At 64.9% G+C, this 21020-nt stretch carries 23 protein-coding genes; 20 read left to right on the forward strand and 3 right to left on the reverse strand.

The features are described 5' to 3' along the window. Positions 1-86: 86 nt before the first annotated feature. From napF to I6L45_RS13660, 17 genes are all read left to right on the forward strand, one after another. A complete protein-coding gene (napF, locus tag I6L45_RS13580; RefSeq protein WP_216982324.1) occupies positions 87-596 on the forward strand; it encodes a ferredoxin-type protein NapF in 510 nt (169 codons plus the stop codon). 8 nt (positions 597-604) lie between these two features. Then, entirely contained in the window at positions 605-889 is a 285-nt protein-coding gene (locus tag I6L45_RS13585) for a chaperone NapD (protein WP_231557822.1), read from the forward strand. Positions 890-1081: 192 nt separating this feature from the next. Further along, the gene (napA, locus tag I6L45_RS13590) at positions 1082-3571 is read left to right on the forward strand and encodes a nitrate reductase catalytic subunit NapA (RefSeq protein WP_210548266.1); all 2490 of its coding nucleotides are present in this window, start codon (positions 1082-1084) and stop codon (positions 3569-3571) included. Between the two features lie 13 nt (positions 3572-3584). Beyond that, positions 3585-4319 carry a ferredoxin-type protein NapG gene (gene napG, locus I6L45_RS13595; RefSeq protein WP_216982325.1) on the forward strand — a complete coding sequence of 245 codons (735 nt, stop codon included), beginning with the start codon at positions 3585-3587 and terminating at the stop codon, positions 4317-4319. Then, on the forward strand, positions 4316-5191 hold the full coding sequence (napH, locus tag I6L45_RS13600) for a quinol dehydrogenase ferredoxin subunit NapH (protein ID WP_216982326.1): 876 nt from the start codon (positions 4316-4318) through the stop codon (positions 5189-5191). The genes napG and napH overlap by 4 nt, the downstream gene beginning before the upstream one ends. Then, a complete protein-coding gene (locus I6L45_RS13605) occupies positions 5191-5646 on the forward strand; it encodes a nitrate reductase cytochrome c-type subunit (RefSeq protein ID WP_043761781.1) in 456 nt (151 codons plus the stop codon). Before napH ends, I6L45_RS13605 begins: the two co-directional genes overlap by 1 nt. Positions 5647-5657: 11 nt before the next feature. Beyond that, complete coding sequence (locus I6L45_RS13610) at positions 5658-6248, forward strand: cytochrome c3 family protein (protein ID WP_134695934.1); 591 nt, start codon at positions 5658-5660, stop codon at positions 6246-6248. A gap of 192 nt (positions 6249-6440) precedes the next feature. Then, a complete protein-coding gene (moaB, locus tag I6L45_RS13615) occupies positions 6441-6947 on the forward strand; it encodes a molybdenum cofactor biosynthesis protein B (RefSeq protein WP_134695935.1) in 507 nt (168 codons plus the stop codon). A gap of 49 nt (positions 6948-6996) precedes the next feature. Continuing rightward, on the forward strand, positions 6997-7491 hold the full coding sequence (gene moaC / locus I6L45_RS13620) for a cyclic pyranopterin monophosphate synthase MoaC (protein WP_043761777.1): 495 nt from the start codon (positions 6997-6999) through the stop codon (positions 7489-7491). Beyond that, complete coding sequence (gene moaD, locus I6L45_RS13625) at positions 7488-7733, forward strand: molybdopterin synthase sulfur carrier subunit (protein WP_216982327.1); 246 nt, start codon at positions 7488-7490, stop codon at positions 7731-7733. The genes moaC and moaD overlap by 4 nt, the downstream gene beginning before the upstream one ends. A 2-nt stretch (positions 7734-7735) precedes the next feature. Further along, positions 7736-8215 (forward strand): molybdopterin synthase catalytic subunit MoaE, encoded by a 480-nt coding sequence (moaE, locus tag I6L45_RS13630; RefSeq protein WP_134695938.1) that lies wholly within the window; start codon positions 7736-7738, stop codon positions 8213-8215. Positions 8216-8275: 60 nt separating this feature from the next. Next, positions 8276-9004: a molybdate ABC transporter substrate-binding protein gene (modA, locus tag I6L45_RS13635; RefSeq protein ID WP_216982328.1), complete on the forward strand. Its 729-nt coding sequence runs from the start codon at positions 8276-8278 to the stop codon at positions 9002-9004. A 124-nt stretch (positions 9005-9128) separates the two neighbouring features. Beyond that, positions 9129-9809: a molybdate ABC transporter permease subunit gene (gene modB / locus I6L45_RS13640; protein WP_010674165.1), complete on the forward strand. Its 681-nt coding sequence runs from the start codon at positions 9129-9131 to the stop codon at positions 9807-9809. Beyond that, a complete protein-coding gene (gene modC, locus I6L45_RS13645; protein WP_210600196.1) occupies positions 9806-10861 on the forward strand; it encodes a molybdenum ABC transporter ATP-binding protein in 1056 nt (351 codons plus the stop codon). Before modB ends, modC begins: the two co-directional genes overlap by 4 nt. A 67-nt stretch (positions 10862-10928) precedes the next feature. Then, entirely contained in the window at positions 10929-11705 is a 777-nt protein-coding gene (locus I6L45_RS13650) for an alpha/beta fold hydrolase (RefSeq protein WP_042017457.1), read from the forward strand. Positions 11706-11818: 113 nt separating this feature from the next. Then, entirely contained in the window at positions 11819-12862 is a 1044-nt protein-coding gene (gene parM / locus I6L45_RS13655; RefSeq protein WP_254204323.1) for a plasmid segregation protein ParM domain-containing protein, read from the forward strand. Beyond that, positions 12855-13670, forward strand: coding sequence for a hypothetical protein (locus I6L45_RS13660; RefSeq protein ID WP_254204324.1), 816 nt, complete (start codon positions 12855-12857; stop codon positions 13668-13670). The genes parM and I6L45_RS13660 overlap by 8 nt, the downstream gene beginning before the upstream one ends. Positions 13671-13734: 64 nt before the next feature. On the opposite strand, the gene moeB is transcribed toward I6L45_RS13660, so the two are convergent. Beyond that, positions 13735-14490, reverse strand: a complete 756-nt coding sequence (gene moeB / locus I6L45_RS13665; RefSeq protein ID WP_216982329.1) for a molybdopterin-synthase adenylyltransferase MoeB — start codon at positions 14488-14490, stop codon at positions 13735-13737. After that, the gene (gene moeA / locus I6L45_RS13670; RefSeq protein ID WP_043761848.1) at positions 14487-15713 is read right to left on the reverse strand and encodes a molybdopterin molybdotransferase MoeA; all 1227 of its coding nucleotides are present in this window, start codon (positions 15711-15713) and stop codon (positions 14487-14489) included. The genes moeB and moeA overlap by 4 nt, the downstream gene beginning before the upstream one ends. A 377-nt stretch (positions 15714-16090) precedes the next feature. On the opposite strand from moeA, the gene folE reads away from it, so the two are divergent. Continuing rightward, entirely contained in the window at positions 16091-16747 is a 657-nt protein-coding gene (folE, locus tag I6L45_RS13675; RefSeq protein WP_216982330.1) for a GTP cyclohydrolase I FolE, read from the forward strand. Positions 16748-17028: 281 nt separating this feature from the next. Continuing rightward, complete coding sequence (locus tag I6L45_RS13680; RefSeq protein WP_043761756.1) at positions 17029-18678, forward strand: methyl-accepting chemotaxis protein; 1650 nt, start codon at positions 17029-17031, stop codon at positions 18676-18678. Positions 18679-18806: 128 nt separating this feature from the next. Here I6L45_RS13680 and I6L45_RS13685 read toward each other — a convergent pair whose 3' ends face one another. Beyond that, complete coding sequence (locus tag I6L45_RS13685; protein WP_216982331.1) at positions 18807-20537, reverse strand: formate--tetrahydrofolate ligase; 1731 nt, start codon at positions 20535-20537, stop codon at positions 18807-18809. A gap of 66 nt (positions 20538-20603) precedes the next feature. Here I6L45_RS13685 and I6L45_RS13690 point away from each other — a divergent pair, with 66 nt between their 5' ends. After that, positions 20604-21011 carry a hypothetical protein gene (locus I6L45_RS13690; protein ID WP_216982332.1) on the forward strand — a complete coding sequence of 136 codons (408 nt, stop codon included), beginning with the start codon at positions 20604-20606 and terminating at the stop codon, positions 21009-21011. The last annotated feature ends 9 nt before the right edge of the window (positions 21012-21020 follow it).

Genomic DNA, 21020 nt, shown 5'->3' on the forward strand with positions numbered 1-21020 from the left:
CAATATACACCCACGCTTATAATTGGTATTGAAAATGCTACTCACGGGATCCACGCAGGGTTCTGTCCCTGTGAAGAGGAGTCGATATGGCCGATGGGATCAATCTGTCACGCCGCGGCCTGCTGCGAGGACGCCTGACGACGCCCAAACCCGGAGTCCAGCTGCCCTGGTCCGTCTCCTGGGACGAGTTCATTACCGATTGCACCCGTTGCGGTGACTGCCTGACGGCCTGCCCGGAACAGATCCTGGTCAAGGGCGACGGTGGCTTCCCCACCGTGGATTTTTTGCGTGGCGAATGCACCTTCTGCGCCGAGTGTGTCGACGCCTGCCAGGCGCCTGTCTTTCGACCGACAACCCAGACGCCCTGGGAGTATGTGGCCCATATCGAGGCCGGTTGTCTGGCCAGCGCCCAGGTCTTCTGCCAGCGCTGCCAGGACAGCTGCGAGCAGCAGGCCATCCGTTTTTCCCCCCAGCTGGGGCGAGTACCGACCCCCAGCATCCAGACCGAGTCGTGCAATGGCTGTGGTGCCTGTGTGGCGGATTGTCCGGTCGGCAGTATCAGGATTGGCCTCGCCCACGGCGGGGAGGCGACATGACCCATGAGATGAGCACCTTGGAAAGCAGCGAGATGAAGCGAGAAGAGTTCCATGTATCGAGCCTGGTGGTGCTGGCCCAGCCGGCCCAGCGTCACCAGCTTGCAGAGCGGATCGCCACCCTGGAAGGGGCCGAGATCCACGCCGTCAGCGAGGAGGGCAAGCTGGTGGTGACCCTGGAGGGAGCAAGCCAGCGGCCCATCATGGCGGCCATCGACGCCATCTCGGCGATGCCGGGGGTGCTCTCCGCCTCCCTCATCTATCACCAGTTCGATGAAGGCGAAGTCGAGGAGTAGCGAGCCATGAGGTCGGGCCGGCGAGAGGCCCCCGATGGTCGCCACGGATGAAAAAAACGATGCCGGGTCTATTGTTACCACTAGTTCGATGAACTTGATGCCCAGTGCAAGGAATAAGCGCCATGGAGCTGAGCCAGCGCGGCTCGTCACAATGGCTGTCATTGATGTGATTAAGCAATGCGAGGATATGTCATGAAGCTGAGTCGACGCGACTTTATGAAGGCCAATGCGGTGGCGGCAGCCGCTGCCGTGGCCGGTGTCAGCGCCCCCACCCTGGCGGCGAACCTGATCACCAGTACCGACAAGACCGCCATCACCTGGGACAAGGCGCCGTGCCGCTTCTGCGGGACCGGCTGCTCCGTGCTGGTGGGCTCCCAGGCAGGCCGCGTCGTCGCGACCCAGGGCGATCCCGACGCACCGGTGAACCGCGGCCTCAACTGCATCAAGGGCTACTTCCTGTCCAAGATCATGTATGGCGAGGATCGCCTGACCCAGCCCATGCTGCGCATGACCAACGGCAAGTTTGACAAGAACGGCGACTTCACCCCCATCAGCTGGGATCAGGCCTTCGACATCATGGCCGAGAAGTTCAAGACGACCCTCAAAGAGAAGGGCCCGACCGCCGTCGGCATGTTCGGCTCCGGCCAGTGGACCGTGTGGGAAGGCTATGCCGCCGCCAAGCTGATGAAGGCGGGCTTCCGCTCCAACAACCTGGACCCCAACGCGCGCCACTGCATGGCGTCCGCGGTGGTGGGCTTCATGCGTACCTTCGGCATGGACGAGCCCATGGGCTGCTATGACGACATCGAGCAGGCCGACGCCTTCGTGCTGTGGGGCTCCAACATGGCCGAGATGCACCCCATCCTCTGGTCACGCATCTCCGATCGCCGCCTGTCCCATCAGGACGTGCAGGTGCACGTGCTCTCCACCTTCGAGCACCGCAGCTTCGAGCTGGCGGACAACGGCATGGTGTTCACCCCGCAGACCGACTTGGCGATCCTCAACTACATCGCCAACTACATCATCCAGAACGACAAGGTGAACTGGGAGTTCGTCAACAAGCACACCCAGTTCCGCAAGGGCACCACCGATATCGGCTACGGCCTGCGCCCCACCAACCCGCTGCAGCAGAAGGCCAAGAACCCGGACAACGGCGACTCCACCCCCATGAGCTTCGACGACTTCGCGAAATTCGTGGCGGATTACGATCTGGAGTCCGTCTCCAAGCTCTCCGGCGTGCCCAAGGACAAGCTCGAGAAGCTGGCCCAGCTCTATGCCGACCCGAGCAAGAAGGTGGTTTCCTACTGGACCATGGGCTTCAACCAGCACACCCGTGGCGTCTGGGCCAACAACCTCTGCTACAACATCCACCTGCTGACCGGCAAGATCTCCCAGCCGGGTTCGGGCCCCTTCTCCCTGACCGGCCAGCCCTCCGCCTGCGGCACCGCCCGGGAAGTGGGCACCTTCGCCCACCGCCTGCCGGCCGACATGGTGGTGACCGAGCCCAAGCACCGCGCCATCGCTGAAAAAGTCTGGAAGCTGCCGGAAGGCACCATCCCCGACAAGGTGGGTTACCACGCCGTGCTGCAAAACCGCATGCTCAAAGACGGCAAGCTCAACGCCTACTGGGTGATGTGCAACAACAACATGCAGGCCGGTCCCAACATGAACGAGGAGGGGCTGCCCGGCTATCGCAACCCGGCCAACTTCATCGTGGTTTCCGATCCTTACCCGACCGTGACCGCCCAGGCAGCCGACCTCATCCTGCCCACCGCCATGTGGGTGGAGAAGGAGGGGGCCTACGGCAACGCCGAGCGCCGCACCCAGTTCTGGCACCAGCAGGTAAAGGCACCGGAAGGGGCCAAGTCCGACCTGTGGCAGCTGATGGAGTTCTCCAAGCGTTTCACCGTGGAAGAGGTGTGGCCGGCCGAACTCATCGCCAAGATGCCGGAGCTCAAGGGCAAGACCCTGTTCGACGTGCTCTATGCCAACGGCCAGGTCAACCAGTTCCCGAAAGAGCAGAGCAAGGGCGCGCTCAATGACGAAGCGGATCACTTCGGCTTCTACGTGCAGAAGGGCTTGTTCGAGGAGTACGCCATCTTCGGTCGCGGCCACGGTCACGATCTGGCACCGTTCGATCAGTATCACGAGGCCCGCGGCCTGCGCTGGCCCGTGGTGGACGGCAAGGAGACCCTGTGGCGCTATCGCGAAGGGTTCGACCCGTACGTGAAGGCGGGTGAAGGGGTGCGTTTCTACGGCAAGCCCGACGGCAAGGCGGTGATCTTCGCACTGCCCTACGAGCCGGCCGCCGAGTCGCCGGACAAGGAGTATGATCTCTGGCTCTCCACCGGCCGCGTACTGGAACACTGGCACACCGGCACCATGACCCGCCGCGTGCCCGAACTCTATCGCGCCTTCCCGGATGCGGTGCTCTTCATGCACCCGGAAGACGCCAAGGCCCGTGGCGTGCGCCGTGGCGAGGAGGTGATCGTCTCCTCCCGCCGTGGTGAGGTGAAGACCCGGGTCGAGACCCGCGGCCGCAACCGTCCGCCCAAAGGTCTGGTGTTCATGCCCTTCTTCGATGCGAGCCAGCTGGTCAACAAGCTGACCCTGGACGCGACGGATCCGCTCTCCAAGGAGACGGATTACAAGAAGTGCGCCGTCAAGGTCATGAAGGCCTGAGGCGGGATCCGGGATGAGCCGTAGTCGTCGCCAGTTCCTGACCGACCTCGCCAAGGGGGCTTGCTCAGTGGGCCTGCTTGGCATGGGGCTCGGCGGCGTGGCGCGTCAGCAGGCCCAGGCGGTGCCGGCCCAGGCATTGCGCCCGCCGGCGGCTCTGGGGGAGGACATGTTCCTCGGTGCCTGCGTTCGCTGCGGGCTCTGTGTCGAGGCCTGTCCCTACGACACCCTCAAGCTCGCCCGGCTGCTGGACCCCGTGACCACGGGCACCCCCTACTTCGAGGCGCGCAGCGTCCCCTGCGAGATGTGTGACGACATTCCCTGCGTGGCGGCCTGCCCGAGCGGTGCCCTGGATCAGGGGATGACAGACATCGATCAGGCGCGCATGGGGGTGGCGGTGCTCATCGACCACGAGACCTGCCTCAACTACCTGGGGCTGCGCTGCGATGTCTGCTACCGGGTCTGCCCGCTCATCGACAAGGCGATCTCGCTCGAACTGGTACGCAACCCGCGCACCGGCAAGCACGCCATGTTCCTGCCGACCGTGCATAGCGAGTCCTGCACCGGCTGCGGCAAGTGCGAGCACGCCTGCGTGCTGGAGGAGGCGGCCATCAAGGTGGTGCCCCATCGGCTCGCCAAGGGGGAGCTGGGCCATCACTACCGGCTCGGCTGGGAAGAGAAGGCGAAGGCGGGCAAGTCCCTCATCGGCGACAGGCTCACCCTGCCCACCCGCAAACCGGAGGGGCTATGAGTCGTTATCCGGGGGCCGAGGCCAGTGCCAGGCTGGGCTGGTGGCGCGCCCACCGCTTTCTGGTGCTGCGCCGGCTCAGCCAGGTCGGCGTGCTTGCGCTGTTCCTGCTGGGGCCGCTGGCGGGCATCTGGATCCTCAAGGGTAACCTCTCCAGCTCCCTGTTGCTGGAGACGGTGCCCCTCACGGATCCCCTGACCCTGCTGCAGTCGGTGGCGGCGGGCCATTGGCCCCTCACCACCCTCTGGCTCGGTGCGGGTCTGGTGCTCGCCGGGTACTGGCTGGTCGGGGGACGGGTGTTCTGCTCCTGGGTCTGCCCGGTCAACCTGGTGACGGACGCCGCCGCCTGGGTTCGGGCCAGGCTCGGCCTCAAGGGCAACGGCCAGTTCAATCGCCACACCCGCTACTGGCTGCTGGCCATGGTGCTGGTGGCACCCGCCATCACTGGCGTGCTGGTGTGGGAGCTGGTCAACCCGGTGTCGCTCACCCTTCGGGGCCTGCTGTTTGGCATGGGAGCGGGCTGGGGCCTGCTGGCGGCCCTGTTCCTGTTCGACCTCTTCGTGGTGGAGCGGGGCTGGTGTGGTCATCTCTGTCCGGTGGGGGCCTTCTATGCCCTGGTCAACCGGGTCGGTTTTATCAAGATTGCAGCCAATGGGCGCGAGCGGTGCAGCAACTGCATGGATTGTTATGCAGTCTGCTCGGAGCGACCCATACTGCGCGGCCCGGTTCACGGGGCCAAACGCGGTCACGGGCCCTTGATTGTGGCCCAGGAGTGTACCAACTGCGGCCGTTGCATCGATGTCTGCGCGGAGCAAGTTTTCGAAATCACTACAGGTTTTGCCGTCAAGGCAGAGAAAACGTCGGAGAACAAATAATGAAAAAGCTGATTGGAGCAATGCTGGCCTGTCTGATGGCGGGTTCCTTGATGGCGGCCGTCCCCGAGATCACCAACAGCACGGGGGGGATCAAGTCGGAACGGGGAAGCACGGATCTCGTGACCGAGGCGGACGCGGCCCCGCTCAAGAACTACCGCAAGGACGGCGACACCTATGATCGCCAGTACATGCATCAGCCCCCGCTGATCCCCCACGACACTCGCAACTACGAGGTGGACAACAAGGTCAACAAGTGCCTGGCCTGTCACAGCTTCAAGAACGCCAGCAAGATGAAGGCGCCCAAGATAAGCCCGACCCACTTCGAGACCCGCGATGGCCAGACCCTGGGGGAAGTCTCTCCCCGCCGCTATTTCTGCCTGCAGTGCCACGTGCCGCAAGCGGATGCCAAGCCCCTGGTGGAAAATACGTTTAAACCAGTTGAAGCCTTGAACTGAGGAACCCATAGATGAAATTACCCGGTTTTATCCAGCGTCTGTGGACCACCTTCAAGTCGCCATCCAAGGCAGCCCTCTGGGTCATCCTGCTGATGGGCTTCTTCGGCGGCGTCATCTTCTGGGGTGGCTTCAACACCGCCATGGAAGCCTCCAACACCGAGAAGTTCTGTACCGGCTGTCACGAGATGAAGGACAACGTGTTCGTGGAGTACCGCGATACCATCCACTACGCCAACCGTTCCGGCGTGCGCGCCAGCTGCCCGGATTGCCACGTACCCCACGAGTGGACCTACAAGATCATTCGCAAGGTGCAGGCCTCCAAGGAGCTGTGGGGCATGATCACCGGCAAGGTGGATACCCGCGAGAAGTTCGAGTCGCACCGGCGCGAGATGGCAGAGCGGGAATGGAAGCGGATGAAGGATACGGACTCGCGCGAGTGTCGAAACTGCCACAACTTCGAGTACATGGACTTCTCCCTGCAGGGGCGGCGAGCGTCCCAGATGCACTCCACCAACCTGGCAAGCGGGGCCAATACCTGCATCGACTGCCACAAGGGGATTGCGCATCAACTGCCTGACATGAAAGGCGTCGCAGGCTTCTGATAGCCGGGCCACCGGATCTCGCGGATCCGGTGGCCCGCGATTTTTATGGGGCCATGACCCCCTCTGCCCGACAACTTTTGATAGAATCCCGCCCCGGTAGCGCGACGCCCGGGTTGCCCTGCTTCGGTCGACCCGACCGGGCGGCGCGTTCATCCCATCCTCTCGTGGTCAATCATTGACAGGAAATGCCCCATGGCCCCCAAACACAGCGAATTCATCCCCCTCAAGATCGCCGTCCTGACGGTCTCCGACAGCCGCACCGCCGCCGACGACAGCTCCGGCGACTACCTGGTGTCGGCACTGACCGAGGCCGGGCACCAGCTCGCGGACCGGGCGCTCTGCCCGGACAACCTGTTTCGCATCCGGGCCCGGGTGAGCGACTGGATTGCCGACGAGGGCGTCCAGGTGGTGCTGGTCAACGGCGGGACGGGGTTCAACGAACAGAACCGGGTACCCGAGGCGGTCGGCGTGCTGTTCGAGCGCACAGTCCAGGGTTTCGGCGAGATGTTCCGCCAGCTCTCCTTTGCGGAGATCAAGGGCTCGGCCATGCAGAGCCGGGCGCTGGCAGGGCTCGCCAATCGTACCCTCGTCTGCTGCCTGCCTGGCTCGACCGGCGCCTGCCAGCTCGGGTGGGAGCAGCTGATCCGGGATCAGCTCGACGCCCGCACCCGGCCGTGCAACTTCGTGTCCCATCTGTGATCCCGGGGGTTCCCCGGATCATCCGTCTTATTCTTCGATAAGGGCATACATGAACCTGACCCATCTCAACCAGAGCGGTGAGGCCCACATGGTGGACGTGACCGACAAGCAGGTGACCGAGCGCGAGGCCCGTGCCGAGGCATTCGTCACCATGGCGCCGGAAACCCTGGCCCTGATCCTCGGCGGCCAGCACCACAAGGGGGACGTCTTTGCCACCGCCCGCATCGCCGGCATCATGGCGGCCAAGAAGACCGCCGACCTCATTCCCCTCTGCCACCCCCTGGCCCTCACCAAGGTGGAGGTAGAGATAGAGCCGCTGGCGGCGCAGAATAGGGTCCACATCCGCACCCTGTGCAAGCTCTCGGGCAAGACGGGGGTGGAGATGGAAGCCCTCACCGCAGCCTCCGTGGCGGCGCTCACCATCTACGACATGTGCAAGGCGGTGCAAAAGGACATGGTGATCGAACAGCTGCGGCTGGTGGAGAAAAAGGGCGGCAAGTCCGGTCACTTCCAGTTGAATGCCGGTGCAGGAGAGAACGCATGATCAAGGTACTGTTTTTTGCGCAGGTCAGGGAGCTGGTGGGCTGCGACGAGCTGAGCCTGCCCTGCGAGCATGCCACCGCCGAGGCGCTTCGCAGTGCCCTGAGCGAGCGGGGTGACAAGTGGGCCCTGGCACTCGAAGCCGGCAAACTGCTGGTGGCGGTGAACCAGACCCTGGTGCCGCTGGAGACGGCCCTCAACGACGGGGATGAGGTCGCTTTCTTCCCCCCGGTCACTGGAGGCTGACGATGAGCGAGGCAACCATGACCGATCGCATCCTGGTGCAGCGGGCGGACTTCTCGCTGGCCGAGGAGTACGAACGGCTCGCCGTCCGCCATGACAGCGGCGCCATCGTCACCTTCGTGGGCAAGGTGCGGGATTTCAACCAGGGGGACGCGGTCAAGGGGCTGGCCCTTGAGCACTACCCCGGCATGACCGAGAAGGCGCTGGCGGACATCGTCGCCGAGGCACGCCGCCGTTGGCCGCTGCAGGAGTGCACCCTTATTCACCGCATCGGCGAGCTGCTGCTCGGGGATCAGATCGTGCTGGTGGCGGTGAGCAGTGCCCACCGCGAGGCCGCTTTCGAGGCCTGCCATTTCATCATGGATTTTTTGAAGACCCGGGCACCGTTCTGGAAAAAAGAGCTGACCGCCGACGGGGAGCAACGCTGGGTCGAGGCCAGGGCGAGCGATGACGCCGCCGCGGCCCGCTGGCGACAAGGGGAGTGAGCCCAGGGCTCGTCTCAATCCGGGTGTCGGCCCTGTGCCGACCGTCAAGGGAGTAAGGGAATGAAAGCGTTCGTAACCGTGGTGTTGCTGGGGGCCTGTGCCGGCGCGATATTCAGTGGTGCGGCCCGGGCCGATGAGGTCAAGGTGGCCGTGGCGGCCAACTTCAAGGGCACCATGGAGCGCATCGGCAAGGAGTTCACCGCCAAGACGGGGCACAGCGTTGTCATCAGCTCGGCGGCCACCGGCGTGCTCTATACCCAGATCACCCACGGCGCCCCCTTCGATCTCTTCCTCTCCGCCGACGTGGCGACCCCTCAAAAGCTGGAGTCGGAAGGCAAGGGGAGCGAACGCTTCACCTATGCCATCGGTCAGCTCGGCCTCTGGCAGAAGGGGGGGCCAGCTCCCGACGAGGCCACCTTGCGCCACTGGCAGGGGGAGCTGGCCATCGCCAACCCCAAGACAGCGCCCTATGGCGCTGCCGCCATGGCGACCCTGGCCCATCTCAAGATCGATCCCAAGCAGTATCGGGTGCTGACCGGCACCAACATCAGCCAGACCTGGCAGTTCGTCGACACCGGCAATGCGAAGCTGGGCTTCGTCGCCTGGGCCAACCTGGTGGAGGCGGGCAAGACCGGCGAAGCCTGGGCGGTGCCGGCCAGCTTCTATCCCCCCATCGAGCAGCAGGCCCTGGTGCTGAAGAAAGGGGCGGCGGTGGATGCCCTGGTGGCCTGGCTCAAGGGGCCGGGACAGGCGCAGATCAAGGCGGCGGGTTACGCCCTGCCACAGTAAGCGCCCGGCGTCTGCCGGGGGCCGGCCAGCCCCGTGCTGGCCAGATCCGGTGCCTGACGTGTCCCAAGGCGGCGCCCGTCATGATGGCGCCCTGTTTTTTTATCGACACCCGAGAGGGGACCCTATGAGTGAAGGGGATCTGCTGGCGGTCTGGCTGACCCTGAAACTGGCGGCCAGCACCACTGCCATCCTGCTGCTGCTGTCGCCGCCGCTCGCCTGGTGGCTGTCTCGCAGCCAGCACCGGCTGCGGCCCCTGGTGGAGGCCATGGTGGCCCTGCCGCTGGTGCTGCCGCCTACCGTGCTCGGTTTCTATCTGCTGCTGGCCTTCTCCCCGGAGTACGGCCTGGGTGGCTGGTGGCGGGAGACCTTCGGGGCCCCGCTCGCCTTCAGCTTTCTCGGCCTGCTCATCGCCTCCGTCATCTATTCGCTCCCCTTCGTGGTACAGCCCCTCACCTCCGCCTTCGTCAACATGGGCAACAAGGAGCTGGAGGCTGCCGCCACCCTGGGGATGGGCCCGTTTGAGCGTTTCTTTCGCATCATCCTGCCCATGACGCTGCCCAGCTTCGTGATGGCGGCGGCGCTGGGCTTTGCCCACACCCTGGGGGAGTTCGGGGTGGTGCTGATGATTGGCGGCAACATTCCCGGGGAGACCCAGGTGCTCTCCATCGCCCTGTTTGATCACGTGGAGGCGATGGATTACCAGAATGCCCATATTCTGGCAGGCGGCCTGATGGGCTTCTCCCTGGTGATGCTGGTGCTGGTCTACGGCGTGCTGCAACGTCGGCAACGGAGGCTGTTCGGATGAACCTCTACCTCAAGGCCAGACGTGATTTCGGCCCCTTCACCCTGGCGTGCGATCTGGCACTGCCCCCCAGCCGCATCCTCGGCCTGTTCGGTCCTTCGGGCTGTGGCAAGAGCACCCTGCTGCGCATCATCGCCGGGCTCGACAAGGCCCCGGGCGATGCCCTGCGCTGGCAGGGGCGCGAGCTTGCAGCCCTGCCCCCCGAGGCGCGGCGCATCGGGCTGGTGTTTCAGGATGCTCGTCTCTTCCCCCACCTGAGCGTGCTCGGCAACCTGCAACTGGCGGCTCGCAAGGGGAGGGGGCGCTGGCAGCCAGAGGATCTGGCTGCGCGCCTCGGCTTTGCCGAGCTGCTGGGGCAACCGGCCCACGGCCTCTCCGGCGGTCAGCGTCAGCGGGTGGCACTGGCCAGGGCCTTGCTGGCCGAGCCCGACTTGCTGCTGCTGGATGAACCCTTCTCGGCGCTGGACAGGCGCAGCCGCATCCATCAGGCCCACGTGCTCAAGGGCTTGCAGCAGGAGAGCGGCATCCCCATGATCTTCGTCAGCCACGCCATGGAGGAGGTGAGCCTGCTCTGCGATGGACTGGTGCTGCTGGCAGAGGGACGGGTGGAGGCCCAGGGCACCCCCGAGGAGATCTTCGCCCGCACCGACCTGTCGCTGGCCAGTCGCGACGACGTCGGGGTCATGCTCTCGGCGACCCTGTCCCACTACGACGAGCACGAGCAGATGGCGACCCTGCGACTCGGGGAGCAGACCCTGATGGTGACCATGGAGCATGCCCCCGATGAAGCAGGCCCCTTGCAGATCAAGGTGGCGGCGCGGGATCTGGTGATCGCCACCGAGCCCATCGTGCACTCCAGCCTCTCCAACTGCCTCGAGACCCGGCTGCTGGAGGTGCGGGAGGTGCGACCCGGGCAGACCCTGTTGCAGTTGGCTCTCGGGCAGCAGATACTGCTGGCCCGGATCACCAGCCGCTCTGCGCAGCGGCTCGCCCTGACGCCGGCCATGCGCCTCTACGCCTACATCAAGGCGGTGAGCCTGGTGGGAGAGGGGTAGACAGGGGACCGGAGTACGGATTGGCTGGCCCTGAGTGGCCGGCATGGCGTCGAGAAAGGGGGGACGGGTGCGTCGCAATCAGGTAATGAAATCCCATGGCTTGGCCCTGCGCAGTGCGGGGGAGGGGCCCTTGCTGCTCTTGCTGCACGGGCTGGGCTCTTCCAGCCTCGATTGGCAGGCGCAGATCGAGCGTTTTTCCGAGCGTTACCGGGTGGTGGCCATCGACTTGCGCGGCCACGGCCAGAGCATGCAGGAGGGGCCCTTTGACGTGCCCACCCTGGCGGCGGACGTGGCCCGCTGGCTCGACGAGCAGCCCGAGCCTGCCTGGGTAGTGGGGTTGTCGCTCGGTGCCATGGTGGCGCTGGAGCTGGCGCTGCAACTGCCCCACAAGGTGCAGGGGCTGGTGCTGGTCAACGGCTTCAGCGAATTTCTGCTGGAGACGCCAAAGGAGCAGGAGCGCTATGCCATGCGTCTCAAGTGGCTGCGCTGGTTCGGCATGCGGCCGCTGGCGTGGTGGCTCGGTCGCGAGCTCTTTCCCGGCCCCGATCTCGCCCAGGTGCGCCACACCTTCCGGGGGCGCTTCGTGCGCAACAAAAAGAAGACCTACAAGGCGCTGCTGGAGGCGCTGCCCGGCTGGTCGGTGCGGGCTCGTCTCGGCACCCTCTGGCAGCCGGTGGCCATCATCTCCACCAGTCACGACTATCTGCCCCTGGCGCGGCGGGTGGAGCAGTTCGCCTCCCTGCCCAATGCCACCATCCACACCCCGGATGGTCACCACGCCTGGCCGGCGGAAGATCCCGCCGGGTTCAATCATTTGCTTCACCGGATTTTAGAAACCCATTAGACTTGTCGCCTTTTGACCTTGATCCCCCGTGTATGTATTGGTCCGATCGCCTTGCCAGTGGCAGATGGCAAGGCAATCGGACCCATCTTGCCCTATTGAACAGGTATTTCCTCATGTCTGAAGTAATGAAAATGGCCATCGACGATGGTTCAACCAACGTCAAGGTGAGCTGGATTGAGAACAAGGTGCTCAAGACCATCATCTCCCCCAACTCCTTTCGCAAGGATTGGAAGAGTGCCGCCTTGCGCAAGGACAAGAAGATCTACAACTACGAGATAGGCAACACCAAGTACACCTACGACGCCACCTCCGACAAGTCCCTGGCCACCACCCACGTGGAGTACCAGTACGACGATCTCAACCTGCTCTCCGTGCACCATGCCCTGTTGCAGACCGGCGTGACCCCCTGCGATGTGGCCATCACCGTGACCCTGCCCATCACCGAGTTCTACAACCCGGATGACTGCCAGCGCAATGAGGAGAAGATCGAGAAGAAGCGCCGCAACCTGATGCGGGCCATCAGCCTCAACAAGGGTGAGCTGTTCAACATCGTCAGCGTGGAGGTGATGCCGGAAAGCCTGCCGGCGGCGCTCTCCCGCCTGATTGGCTCGGGCTGCAACGAGTTCACCAAGACGCTAGTGATCGACTGCGGTGGCACCACCCTGGACATGGGGATCATCGTCGGCGAGTTTGACGACGTTTCCGATGTGTATGGCAACAACGAGATCGGCGTCTCCATGGTAACCGACGCGACCCGCAAGGCGCTGGCGGCGGCAGACAGCGATTCGAGCTATCTGGTGGCCAACGAGTTCATCAAGCGTCGCCACGACATGAGCTTTGTGCGGGACGTGGTCAACGACGAGAGCCAAATCCCGAAGATCCTCGAGAAGATGCAGAACAAGATCGACGAGCTCGGTTCCCAGGTGGCCCACGAGGCGAAGAAGTTCGCGAAGAACCCGAACCGGGTCTACCTGGTCGGTGGCGGGGCGTCCCTTATCTTCGATGCCATCAAGGCCGCCTACCCGACCCTGGGTGAGCGGGTGGAGCTGCTGGACGACGCCCAGTCCGCTCTGGCGCGGGAGATCTGCCTCTACACCACGGAAGAGGAAGAGGTGTACCGGGAATCGCCCGTGATGGCCGAGGTTGGCGATGAGTAATCAACTCAAGCGCATGACCTTCTCCATCTTCATGGATCCGGGTGCGCTGGAGTCTGATCGCTACGCGGCCGGGATCTTGCAAAGCTGGTATCAGCGGGCGCGCAAGATCCAGGACGATGTGGAGGAGTTCGACTTCTCCAGGAGCCGTTTTCACAAGGACATCTACCTCTCCGGGATGTTCCTGTACGTGCTGGCCCCGAGCCTGTGCAAGGCGGTGGCCAATGCCTTCGGCCCCGAGCAGGTGAACCTCGCGACCCTGCGCCACGTCTTCGCCAGCTGCGGGTTCGATCTGGGGGAGGGCAGGGCGCCCGCGCTGCCCGACACCCTGATCGACGAGATAGTGGCCAGGCTGGCTCCCCGGCTGGGGCAGGGGGATAACCGGGGGCTGGCGGACGAGATAGTTCAGCGTCTGGGCCAGCAGGCCGCGGCGCCGCTTCCGGACAGTCTGGTGGACGAGATAGTAAGCCGCATCGGCGAGCAGCAACCCGTCGAGCTGTGGGACGAACTGAAGCAGGGGCTGCCGGCCCCGCTCGATCATGATCAGCTCGCCGAGGCCATCGCGGGCAGGCTGCCTGCGGCGGCAGTGGGGGAGCCGGACCTGTCCCCCCTGGCCAGCAGCATCGAGCTGCTCTCCCGCCAGCTGGAGGAGCAGTCCAGCCTCATCCGTGAGCAGCACCGCCTGATCCAGCGCCTGGCCAGCCAACCTGTTCACGGGCCAGGGGCCGCACAGGCGGCGGAGCCGCTGATCGAGGATCTCTCGGACCAGGTGGCGAGCATGAAGAAGGTCAAGGCGAAGGGGATCTTCTAGGGCCCTGTCGACACCGCCATGCAAAAAGCCGAACCCCGGGGTTCGGCTTTTTTGTGGGGGCCGCTCAGGGCTTGGAGCAGACCGGACAGTCTGGCCGTTTGGGCAGCTTCATCTCGCGAAAACTGCCCTGGAGGCCGTCAATCATCAGCAGGCGGCCGCTGTAGCTCTTGCCCGTGCCGGCCAGTAGCTTGATGGCTTCGAGGGCCTGCAGGCTGCCCACCAGGCCGACCACGGGGGCCAGCACTCCGGCCTCGACGCAGCTGAGGGACTGCTCGCCAAACAGGGCGCTGAGGCAGGTGTAGCAGGGCTCGTCCTCCTGCCAGGTGAAGCTGCAGAGCTGCCCTTCGAGCCGGATGGCGGCGCCGCTGACCAGGGGCACCTTGTGCCGGCGCGCGCATAGGTTGAGCAGGTTGCGGATGGCGACGTTGTCGGTGCAGTCGAGCACCAGCTGATGGCTCGGCAGCAGGGCATCGAGCAGGGCCTCGTCGGCGATAACCGCGTGGGTCTCGACCCTGAGCCAGGGATTGAGTGCCCTTAGCGCCAGGGCGGCGGAGTCCACCTTGTACTGGCCGATGCGCTCATCGGTGTGCAGCACCTGGCGCTGCAGGTTGGAGAGTTCCACCCGATCGAAATCCACCAGGGTCAGCCGGCCGACCCCGGCCACCGCCAGATACTGGCTGGCGGCGCAGCCGAGGCCCCCGGCGCCGATCACCAGTACGCTAGCCTGTTTGAGTGCCTCCTGCCCCTCGAAGTCGAAGGACTTGAGCACTATCTGGCGGTTGTAGCGCAGGAGCTCCGCGTCGCTCAGGATCTCGCTCACAGCAGCAGCCCCGAGAAGGGCTCGACGGTCACCGTCTCGCCGGCGGCCACCTTGCCGCGCTCCTGCTCGAGCACGATGTAGCAGTTGGCCCGGGACAGGGAGCTGAATACCCCGGAATCCTGGGAGCCGGTGCTGCGCACCTCCAGGCCGTCTGGGCCCGCGCTCAATATGCCGCGCTGGAAGTCGAGTCGTCCCGGGCTCTTTTTAAGCGACTCGGTGACTGTCGCCTTGAGGAGGATGGGGCGCTCGAACTGCTGGCCGGCGAGGCGGGCCAGCGCCGGCTGCACCAGCTGATCGAAGGTAACCATGGCGGAGACCGGGTTGCCCGGCAGGCCGAAGAACCAGGCGTGAGGCAGCCGGCCGAAGGCAAAGGGCTTGCCCGGCTTGATGGCGAGCTTCCAGAAGCCGATCTCCCCGAGCTCTTCGAGCAGCTGCTTGGTGAAGTCCGCCTCGCCGACCGAGACGCCGCCGGTGGTGATCAGGGCATCGGCCTCGCGGTCGGCCTGCAGGAAGGCGGCGCGCAGGGCGGCCGGATCGTCGGGGATGATGCCAAGGTCCAGGCAGTCTATGCCCATGCGGGTCAGCATCGCCTTGACCCCGTAGCGGTTGGAATCGTAGATGTCCCCATGCCGGAGCGGGGTGCCCAGGGGCTTGAGCTCATCGCCAGTGCTGAAGATGGCCACCTTCAGCGGCCGGCGCACCGAGACGCTGGCGATGCCAAGGGAGGCCAGCAGCGGCAGCTCCCGGGGGCTCAGGCGCAGACCGCTCGCGAGCACCCGGGAGCCTTGTGCCATGTCCTCGCCACGGCGGCGGATATTCTGGCCGGGGGCGGGATTGGTCAGAAAAGTGATCCCGTCGTTGCCGGCCTGCGTTTCTTCCTGCATCACCACCGCCTCAGTGCCCGCGGGCACGGGGGCCCCGGTCATGATGCGGATGCAATGGCCGGCTGGCCATTCGCCGTCATAGGGCTGGCCGGCGAAGGCCTTGCCCGCCACGGGAAGCGGGGTGCCGGCGGCGAGATCTGCCAGGCGCACGGCATAGCCGTCCATGGCGGCATTGTCGAAGGGGGGGACCGAGAGGGGGGAGCTGATCTCCTCGGCCAGTATCCGATCCAGCGCCTGGGGCAGCGGCAGTTGCTCCGTCTCGCAGCAGCAGGTGAGTTGTTCCAGCATCCCTTGCAGCGCCTTGTCCAAGGGGAGGAGTGCACCGGTATCGAATCCCATCATCATGACCTCTCTGGTGTGTAGGGGGCGGATTATCCCAAAAATCCGCCCGGATGGGCAGGCTGATCGCCAAGGAATGCGGGAAAGGCACTCCCGGGCGGGGGAAGGGTGGTCCGACTATCCCCTTGCATGGCCACCCGATAGAGAGAGGGCATCGCAGGCTGGGGCGGCGTTCCATGCCGCGACGGCAGTGCCGACCGGGTCACCACTGCGCCCCCCGGATGGGCAGGCCGGGGCAGGGAAAAGGGCACGGTTTGGCATAAAGTCAGGGAACGGGCTTGAGTTAGTCAGAATTATGACAATAATCGCCCTGTAAGATTGCGCCATGGCACCATGCCGAAGGCCAACACAGTCCCTGAGCGTGGGAGAGAAACACGATGACGAGCTTAAGCCAGGAAGCCCTGTTGGTCAGGGCAGCGCTGGAGGCCCAGGGCCTCGAGACACCTCTGGTGGCCAATGCACTGAACGGCCAGCAGAAGAAGGAAAAAATCGAAGGCCATATGCGCGCCATCATGGAGACGCTGGGGCTGGATCTGGCCGACGACAGTCTGGCAGAGACGCCGCACCGCATCGCCAAGATGTACGTGAACGAGATCTTCTCCGGCCTCGACTATGCCACCTTCCCCAAGGTGACGGTGATCGAGAACAAGATGAAGGTGGACGAGATGATCATGGTGCGGGACATCAGCCTGACCAGCACCTGCGAACACCATTTCGTCACCATAGACGGCTTTGCCCACGTGGCCTACATTCCCCGCGGCAAGGTGATTGGCCTCTCGAAGATCAACCGCATCGTGCAGTTCTTCGCCCGCCGGCCCCAGGTGCAGGAGCGGCTCACCCAGCAGATCCTGCTGGCGTTGCAGACCCTGCTCGGCACCCAGGACGTGGCCATCAGCATCAAGGCGACCCACTTCTGCGTGAAGGCTCGCGGCGTGATGGACTCCACCTCCTACACTACCACCACCTCCCTGGGTGGCGTGTTCAAGACCCAGCCCGACACCCGTGCCGAGTTTCTCGGTGGCCTGAAGGACTAAGTCGCAGGGGGCTTGCCCCCTGATCCCATTATTTTCTGAAAATCCCTAAAGCCATGTCCGCGTCGGCCGATATGGCTCTTCGTGCCGTCGGCTGACCACTGGTCAGCCGGCTCCCTTGCGGCGAGTGATATCGCCCCGGGGGACGCCAGGGCGCGGCGCCTCTTTCGCGGGTACCGACGCGGGCGAGGCTTTATGTACTGCTATGGATGGCGGTGACGGTGGTCGAGCTCCCAGGCCCGGCGCCGACCAATGCCACTTGTTTTCCCCATGCAGGACATGCCATGAACACCATGACGATAGGCAAGAAACTTACCGCCGGCTTTGCCGTTCTCGGCCTGATGATGGCCTTTATCGGCGGCTTCTCACTGTTTGAATTCAGCAAGATGAACCGGGCCGCCATCGGGTTTACCGACAGCATCCTGCCCGCGGTCGTGCGCACCAGCACCCTGGGCGAGACCATCAATGCCCTGCGCCGCTATGAGCTGGATGTCTTCCTGGTGGCGGACGATCCCCAGCAAAGAGCCCATTATCGCAACGAGAGCGAGAAGAGCCTGCAGGAGGTCGCACGCCAGATAGTGGCCCACGATGCCACCATCTGGGCAGAGGATCTGGAGGAGCGTCGCACCTTCGACACCGTCAAGGCGGACTGGGAGAGGTACATCGCCCTGCACCAGCGCATCCGGCAAATGCAGGACGCAGGCCAGCTGATTGAGGCCCAGCACCTCTTCATGGGGGAGGGGATCACCCTCTACACCAACCTGACCAAGTCGGTGGGTGATCTCATCCGCATCAACCACGGCTACTCCGTGGGCTCCCGTGCCGAGGTCGTCGGCGCCTTCGACAGCGCCAAGCTGAGCATCATCATCGCCTTGGTACTGGGGCTGGGGTTGGTCACCGTGCTCTCCGTGGTGCTGACCCGCCAGATCCGCGACCCGCTCATCATGCTGGCGCGCCAGGCCCAGCGCATCGCGAGCGGCGATCTCGGCAAGGGGGAGCTGCAGGAGTGGATCCGCGGCAACCGCTTCAACCGTGACGAGCTGGGTCAGCTGGGCTCGGCCATCGACCGGATGCAGGGGGCGCTGGCGGATCTCGTGAGCGAGATCGCCGGCTCGGTGAGCCAGCTCAGCAGCGCGGTGGAGGAGGTGAGCGCCATCTCCGAGCAGTCCGCCAAGGGCATGGCCAGCCAGCAGAGCGAGGTCTCCCAGGTGGCTACCGCCATGAACGAGATGCAGTCCACCGTCAACGAGGTCGCCCGCAACACCACGGACGCCATGAGTGCGGCCAAGCAGGCCTCCCGCACCTCGACCATGGGCAATGAGGTGGTGCGCAGCGCCATCGGCAGCATCGAACAGGTATCCCAGCAGATAGAGCAGGCGGGCGCCGTGGTGCAGCAGCTGGAGACCGACAGCGCCAGCATCAGCATGGTGCTGGACGTCATTCGCGGCATCGCGGAGCAGACCAACCTGCTGGCGCTGAATGCGGCCATCGAGGCGGCCCGGGCCGGCGAGCAGGGCCGTGGCTTTGCGGTCGTCGCGGACGAAGTCCGCTCCCTGGCCCAGCGCACCCAGGCCTCCACCGCCGAGATCAGCAAGATGATCGAGGTGCTGCAGGAGCGCACCGCCGAGGCGGGCAACGCCATGCAGCTGAGCCGTCAGCAGATGCAGAGCAGCGTCGAGCTGGCGCGGGAGGCGGGGGGCAGCATCGACAGCATCAACGGTGCCGTCACCCAGATCACCGACATGAACACCCTGATCGCCACCGCCACCGAGCAACAGAATGCGGTGACCGAGGAGCTCAACCGCAGCATCGTCAACATCCACGCCGCCGCCGACGAGAATGCCCTGGGGGCGCAGCAGACGGCCCAGGCCTGTGTCGAGCTGAGCAAGCTGGCTAATACCCTGCACCATATGACCCAGCGCTTCACCCTCTAAAGCCTTGCTGGCGTGATAACGAAAGGCCCCGCCAATTGGCGGGGCCTTGTCGTTTCTGGCAGTTTTTTTGACCGTAGGGTCGATTAGCGAAGCGTAATCGGCCGACGCCAGACCCCTTACCCGGCCATTTAGCTCAACCCAATGATCTCTCCGTTATCATCGATATCGATATGACGATAGGCCGGCAGGCTGCCAAGGCCCGGCATGGTCATGATGGGGCCCGCCAGGGCGTAGACGAAGCCGGCACCGGCGCAGAGCCTCACCTCCTCGACGGGCACCTCGAAGTCCGTCGGCACCCCCTTCCTGGCGGGGTCATGGCTGATGGAGAGGGGCGTCTTGGCCATGCAGATGGGCAGGTGATCCCAGCCCGCCGCCGAGAGTCGGGCAAGCTGCTGGCGGGCCTTGTCCGAGAGGGTGACGCCACGGCCGCCATAGCCGCACTCCACCAGGGTGGCGAGCTTGGCCGCCAGGCTCATTTCGTCGGGGTAGAGCAGGCGGGGCTCGCTCGGCTGTGCGCAGGCGCTGACTACGGCCCGGGCGAGCTCGGCGGCGCCGGCCCCCCCCTGGGTGAAGGCCTGGGAGAGGGCGACTCCCTGGGCCCCCGCCTGGCGCGCCTCCTGCTCCAGCAGGGCCAGCTCGGCCTCGCTGTCGGTGGGGAAGCGGTTGATGGCGACCACCACGGGCACCCCGTAGCGGCGGGCGTTGGCGATGTGCCAGGCGAGATTGGCGCAGCCCTGGCGCAGGGTGGCGAGATCTTCTCCCAACAGGCTCTCGGGCAGGGGCTGGCCCGGGCGGATGTCGAGCAGGCCGCTGTTGGCCTTGAGGCCACGCACTGTGGCCACCAGCACCACGCAGGCAGGGGTGAGACCGGACTGGCGGCCCTTGATGTTGAAGAACTTCTCCAGCCCCATGTCGGAGCCGAAGCCCGCTTCGGTCACCACATAGTCGGCGAGGCCCAGGGCCATGCGATCCGCGATGACCGAGGAATTACCGTGGGCGATGTTGGCAAAGGGGCCCGCGTGCACCAGCACCGGGGTCTGCTCCGTGGTTTGCATCAGGGTGGGCTGCAGGGCATCCTTCAGCAGGACCGTCATGGCGCCCGCGACCTCGAGCTGCTCGGCGGTGACGGGGTTGCCGTGCAGATCGAGTGCCAGCTGGATGCGACCGATGCGCGCGCGCAAGTCTTTCAGGTCGCTCGCCAGCGCCAGGATGGCCATCAGCTCGGAGGCGGCGGTGATGACGAAGCGATCGGGGCGCTCGACACCGTCGGCGGTGCCACCCTGGCCTATGGTGAGGTGGCGCAGGGCGCGGTCGTTCATGTCGAGGGTGCGCGGCCAGAGGATGTTGGCCGGGTCGATATCGAGCCGGGTCAGGCCGGTTCTGGTGGTGAACTGGTCGCCCAGCTTCTGTTCGTGGAACAGGCGGGCATCCAGGGCGGCGGCCGCCAGGTTATGGGCGGCACTGAGGGCGTGAAAATCCCCGGTGAGGTGGAGATTCATCTCCTCCATCGGCACCACCTGGGCCATGCCGCCCCCGGCGGCGCCCCCCTTGACCCCGAACACGGGGCCGAGACTCGGCTGGCGTATGGTGGCGATGCTGGGGTGGCCGATGTGATTGAGCCCCATGGCGAGCCCGATCGTGGTGACCGTCTTGCCCTCGCCGAGGGGAGTCGGGGTGATGGCGCTCACCAGCACCAGCTTGCCGGCGTGTGGGGGGGCCTGCTTGAGCAGATCCAGGTCCAGCTTGCCCTTGTAGTGGCCATGGGGGTGGAGCAGGTGCGGCGGGATGGCGAGGCGCTCGGCCAGCGCGTGGACGGGGAGACGGGGGGACTGGCGGGAGATCTCGATATCGCTTAGCATCAGCACCTCGTTGGCATGTCGGGTCAAATATGCGGCGAAGTCTAGAGGAATCAACAAGGTTATCCAATGAGCAATGCTATTTTATCCGGCAGTCGTGAGCCCCATCAAAGCCCCATCCTGCTGGATCTCAACGCCCTCTATCACCCGCCCAAGCAGCCGCTGACCGCCCTTGGCATCATCAGCGCCTTCATCCCGCTGTTCGGCTACGGCTGGCAGGCGATGACCCAGGATCCCGAGACCCACTTTCGCCATGAGCTCGGCAAGCGCATCAACAGGCACAAGAGTGACGAGGCCAACCTTGCCCTCATCCTGCAGCTCGCGGCCATGCTGGACTGCCACTGCCTGCGCATTACCCTGCCTTACACCCTGGGCGAGGCGCAGCTCGTCGCCTTGCAGCAGCGCCTGCCACGCTGGCAGATAGTGCAGCAGGAGACCCTGCTGCTGGCCGATCTGCCGCTCCCTCCCAAGGCCTGATCTTCTCTC

The sequence above is a fragment of the Aeromonas sp. FDAARGOS 1415 genome, from assembly GCF_019048365.1.
Classification (GTDB): Bacteria; Pseudomonadota; Gammaproteobacteria; order Enterobacterales; family Aeromonadaceae; genus Aeromonas; species Aeromonas taiwanensis.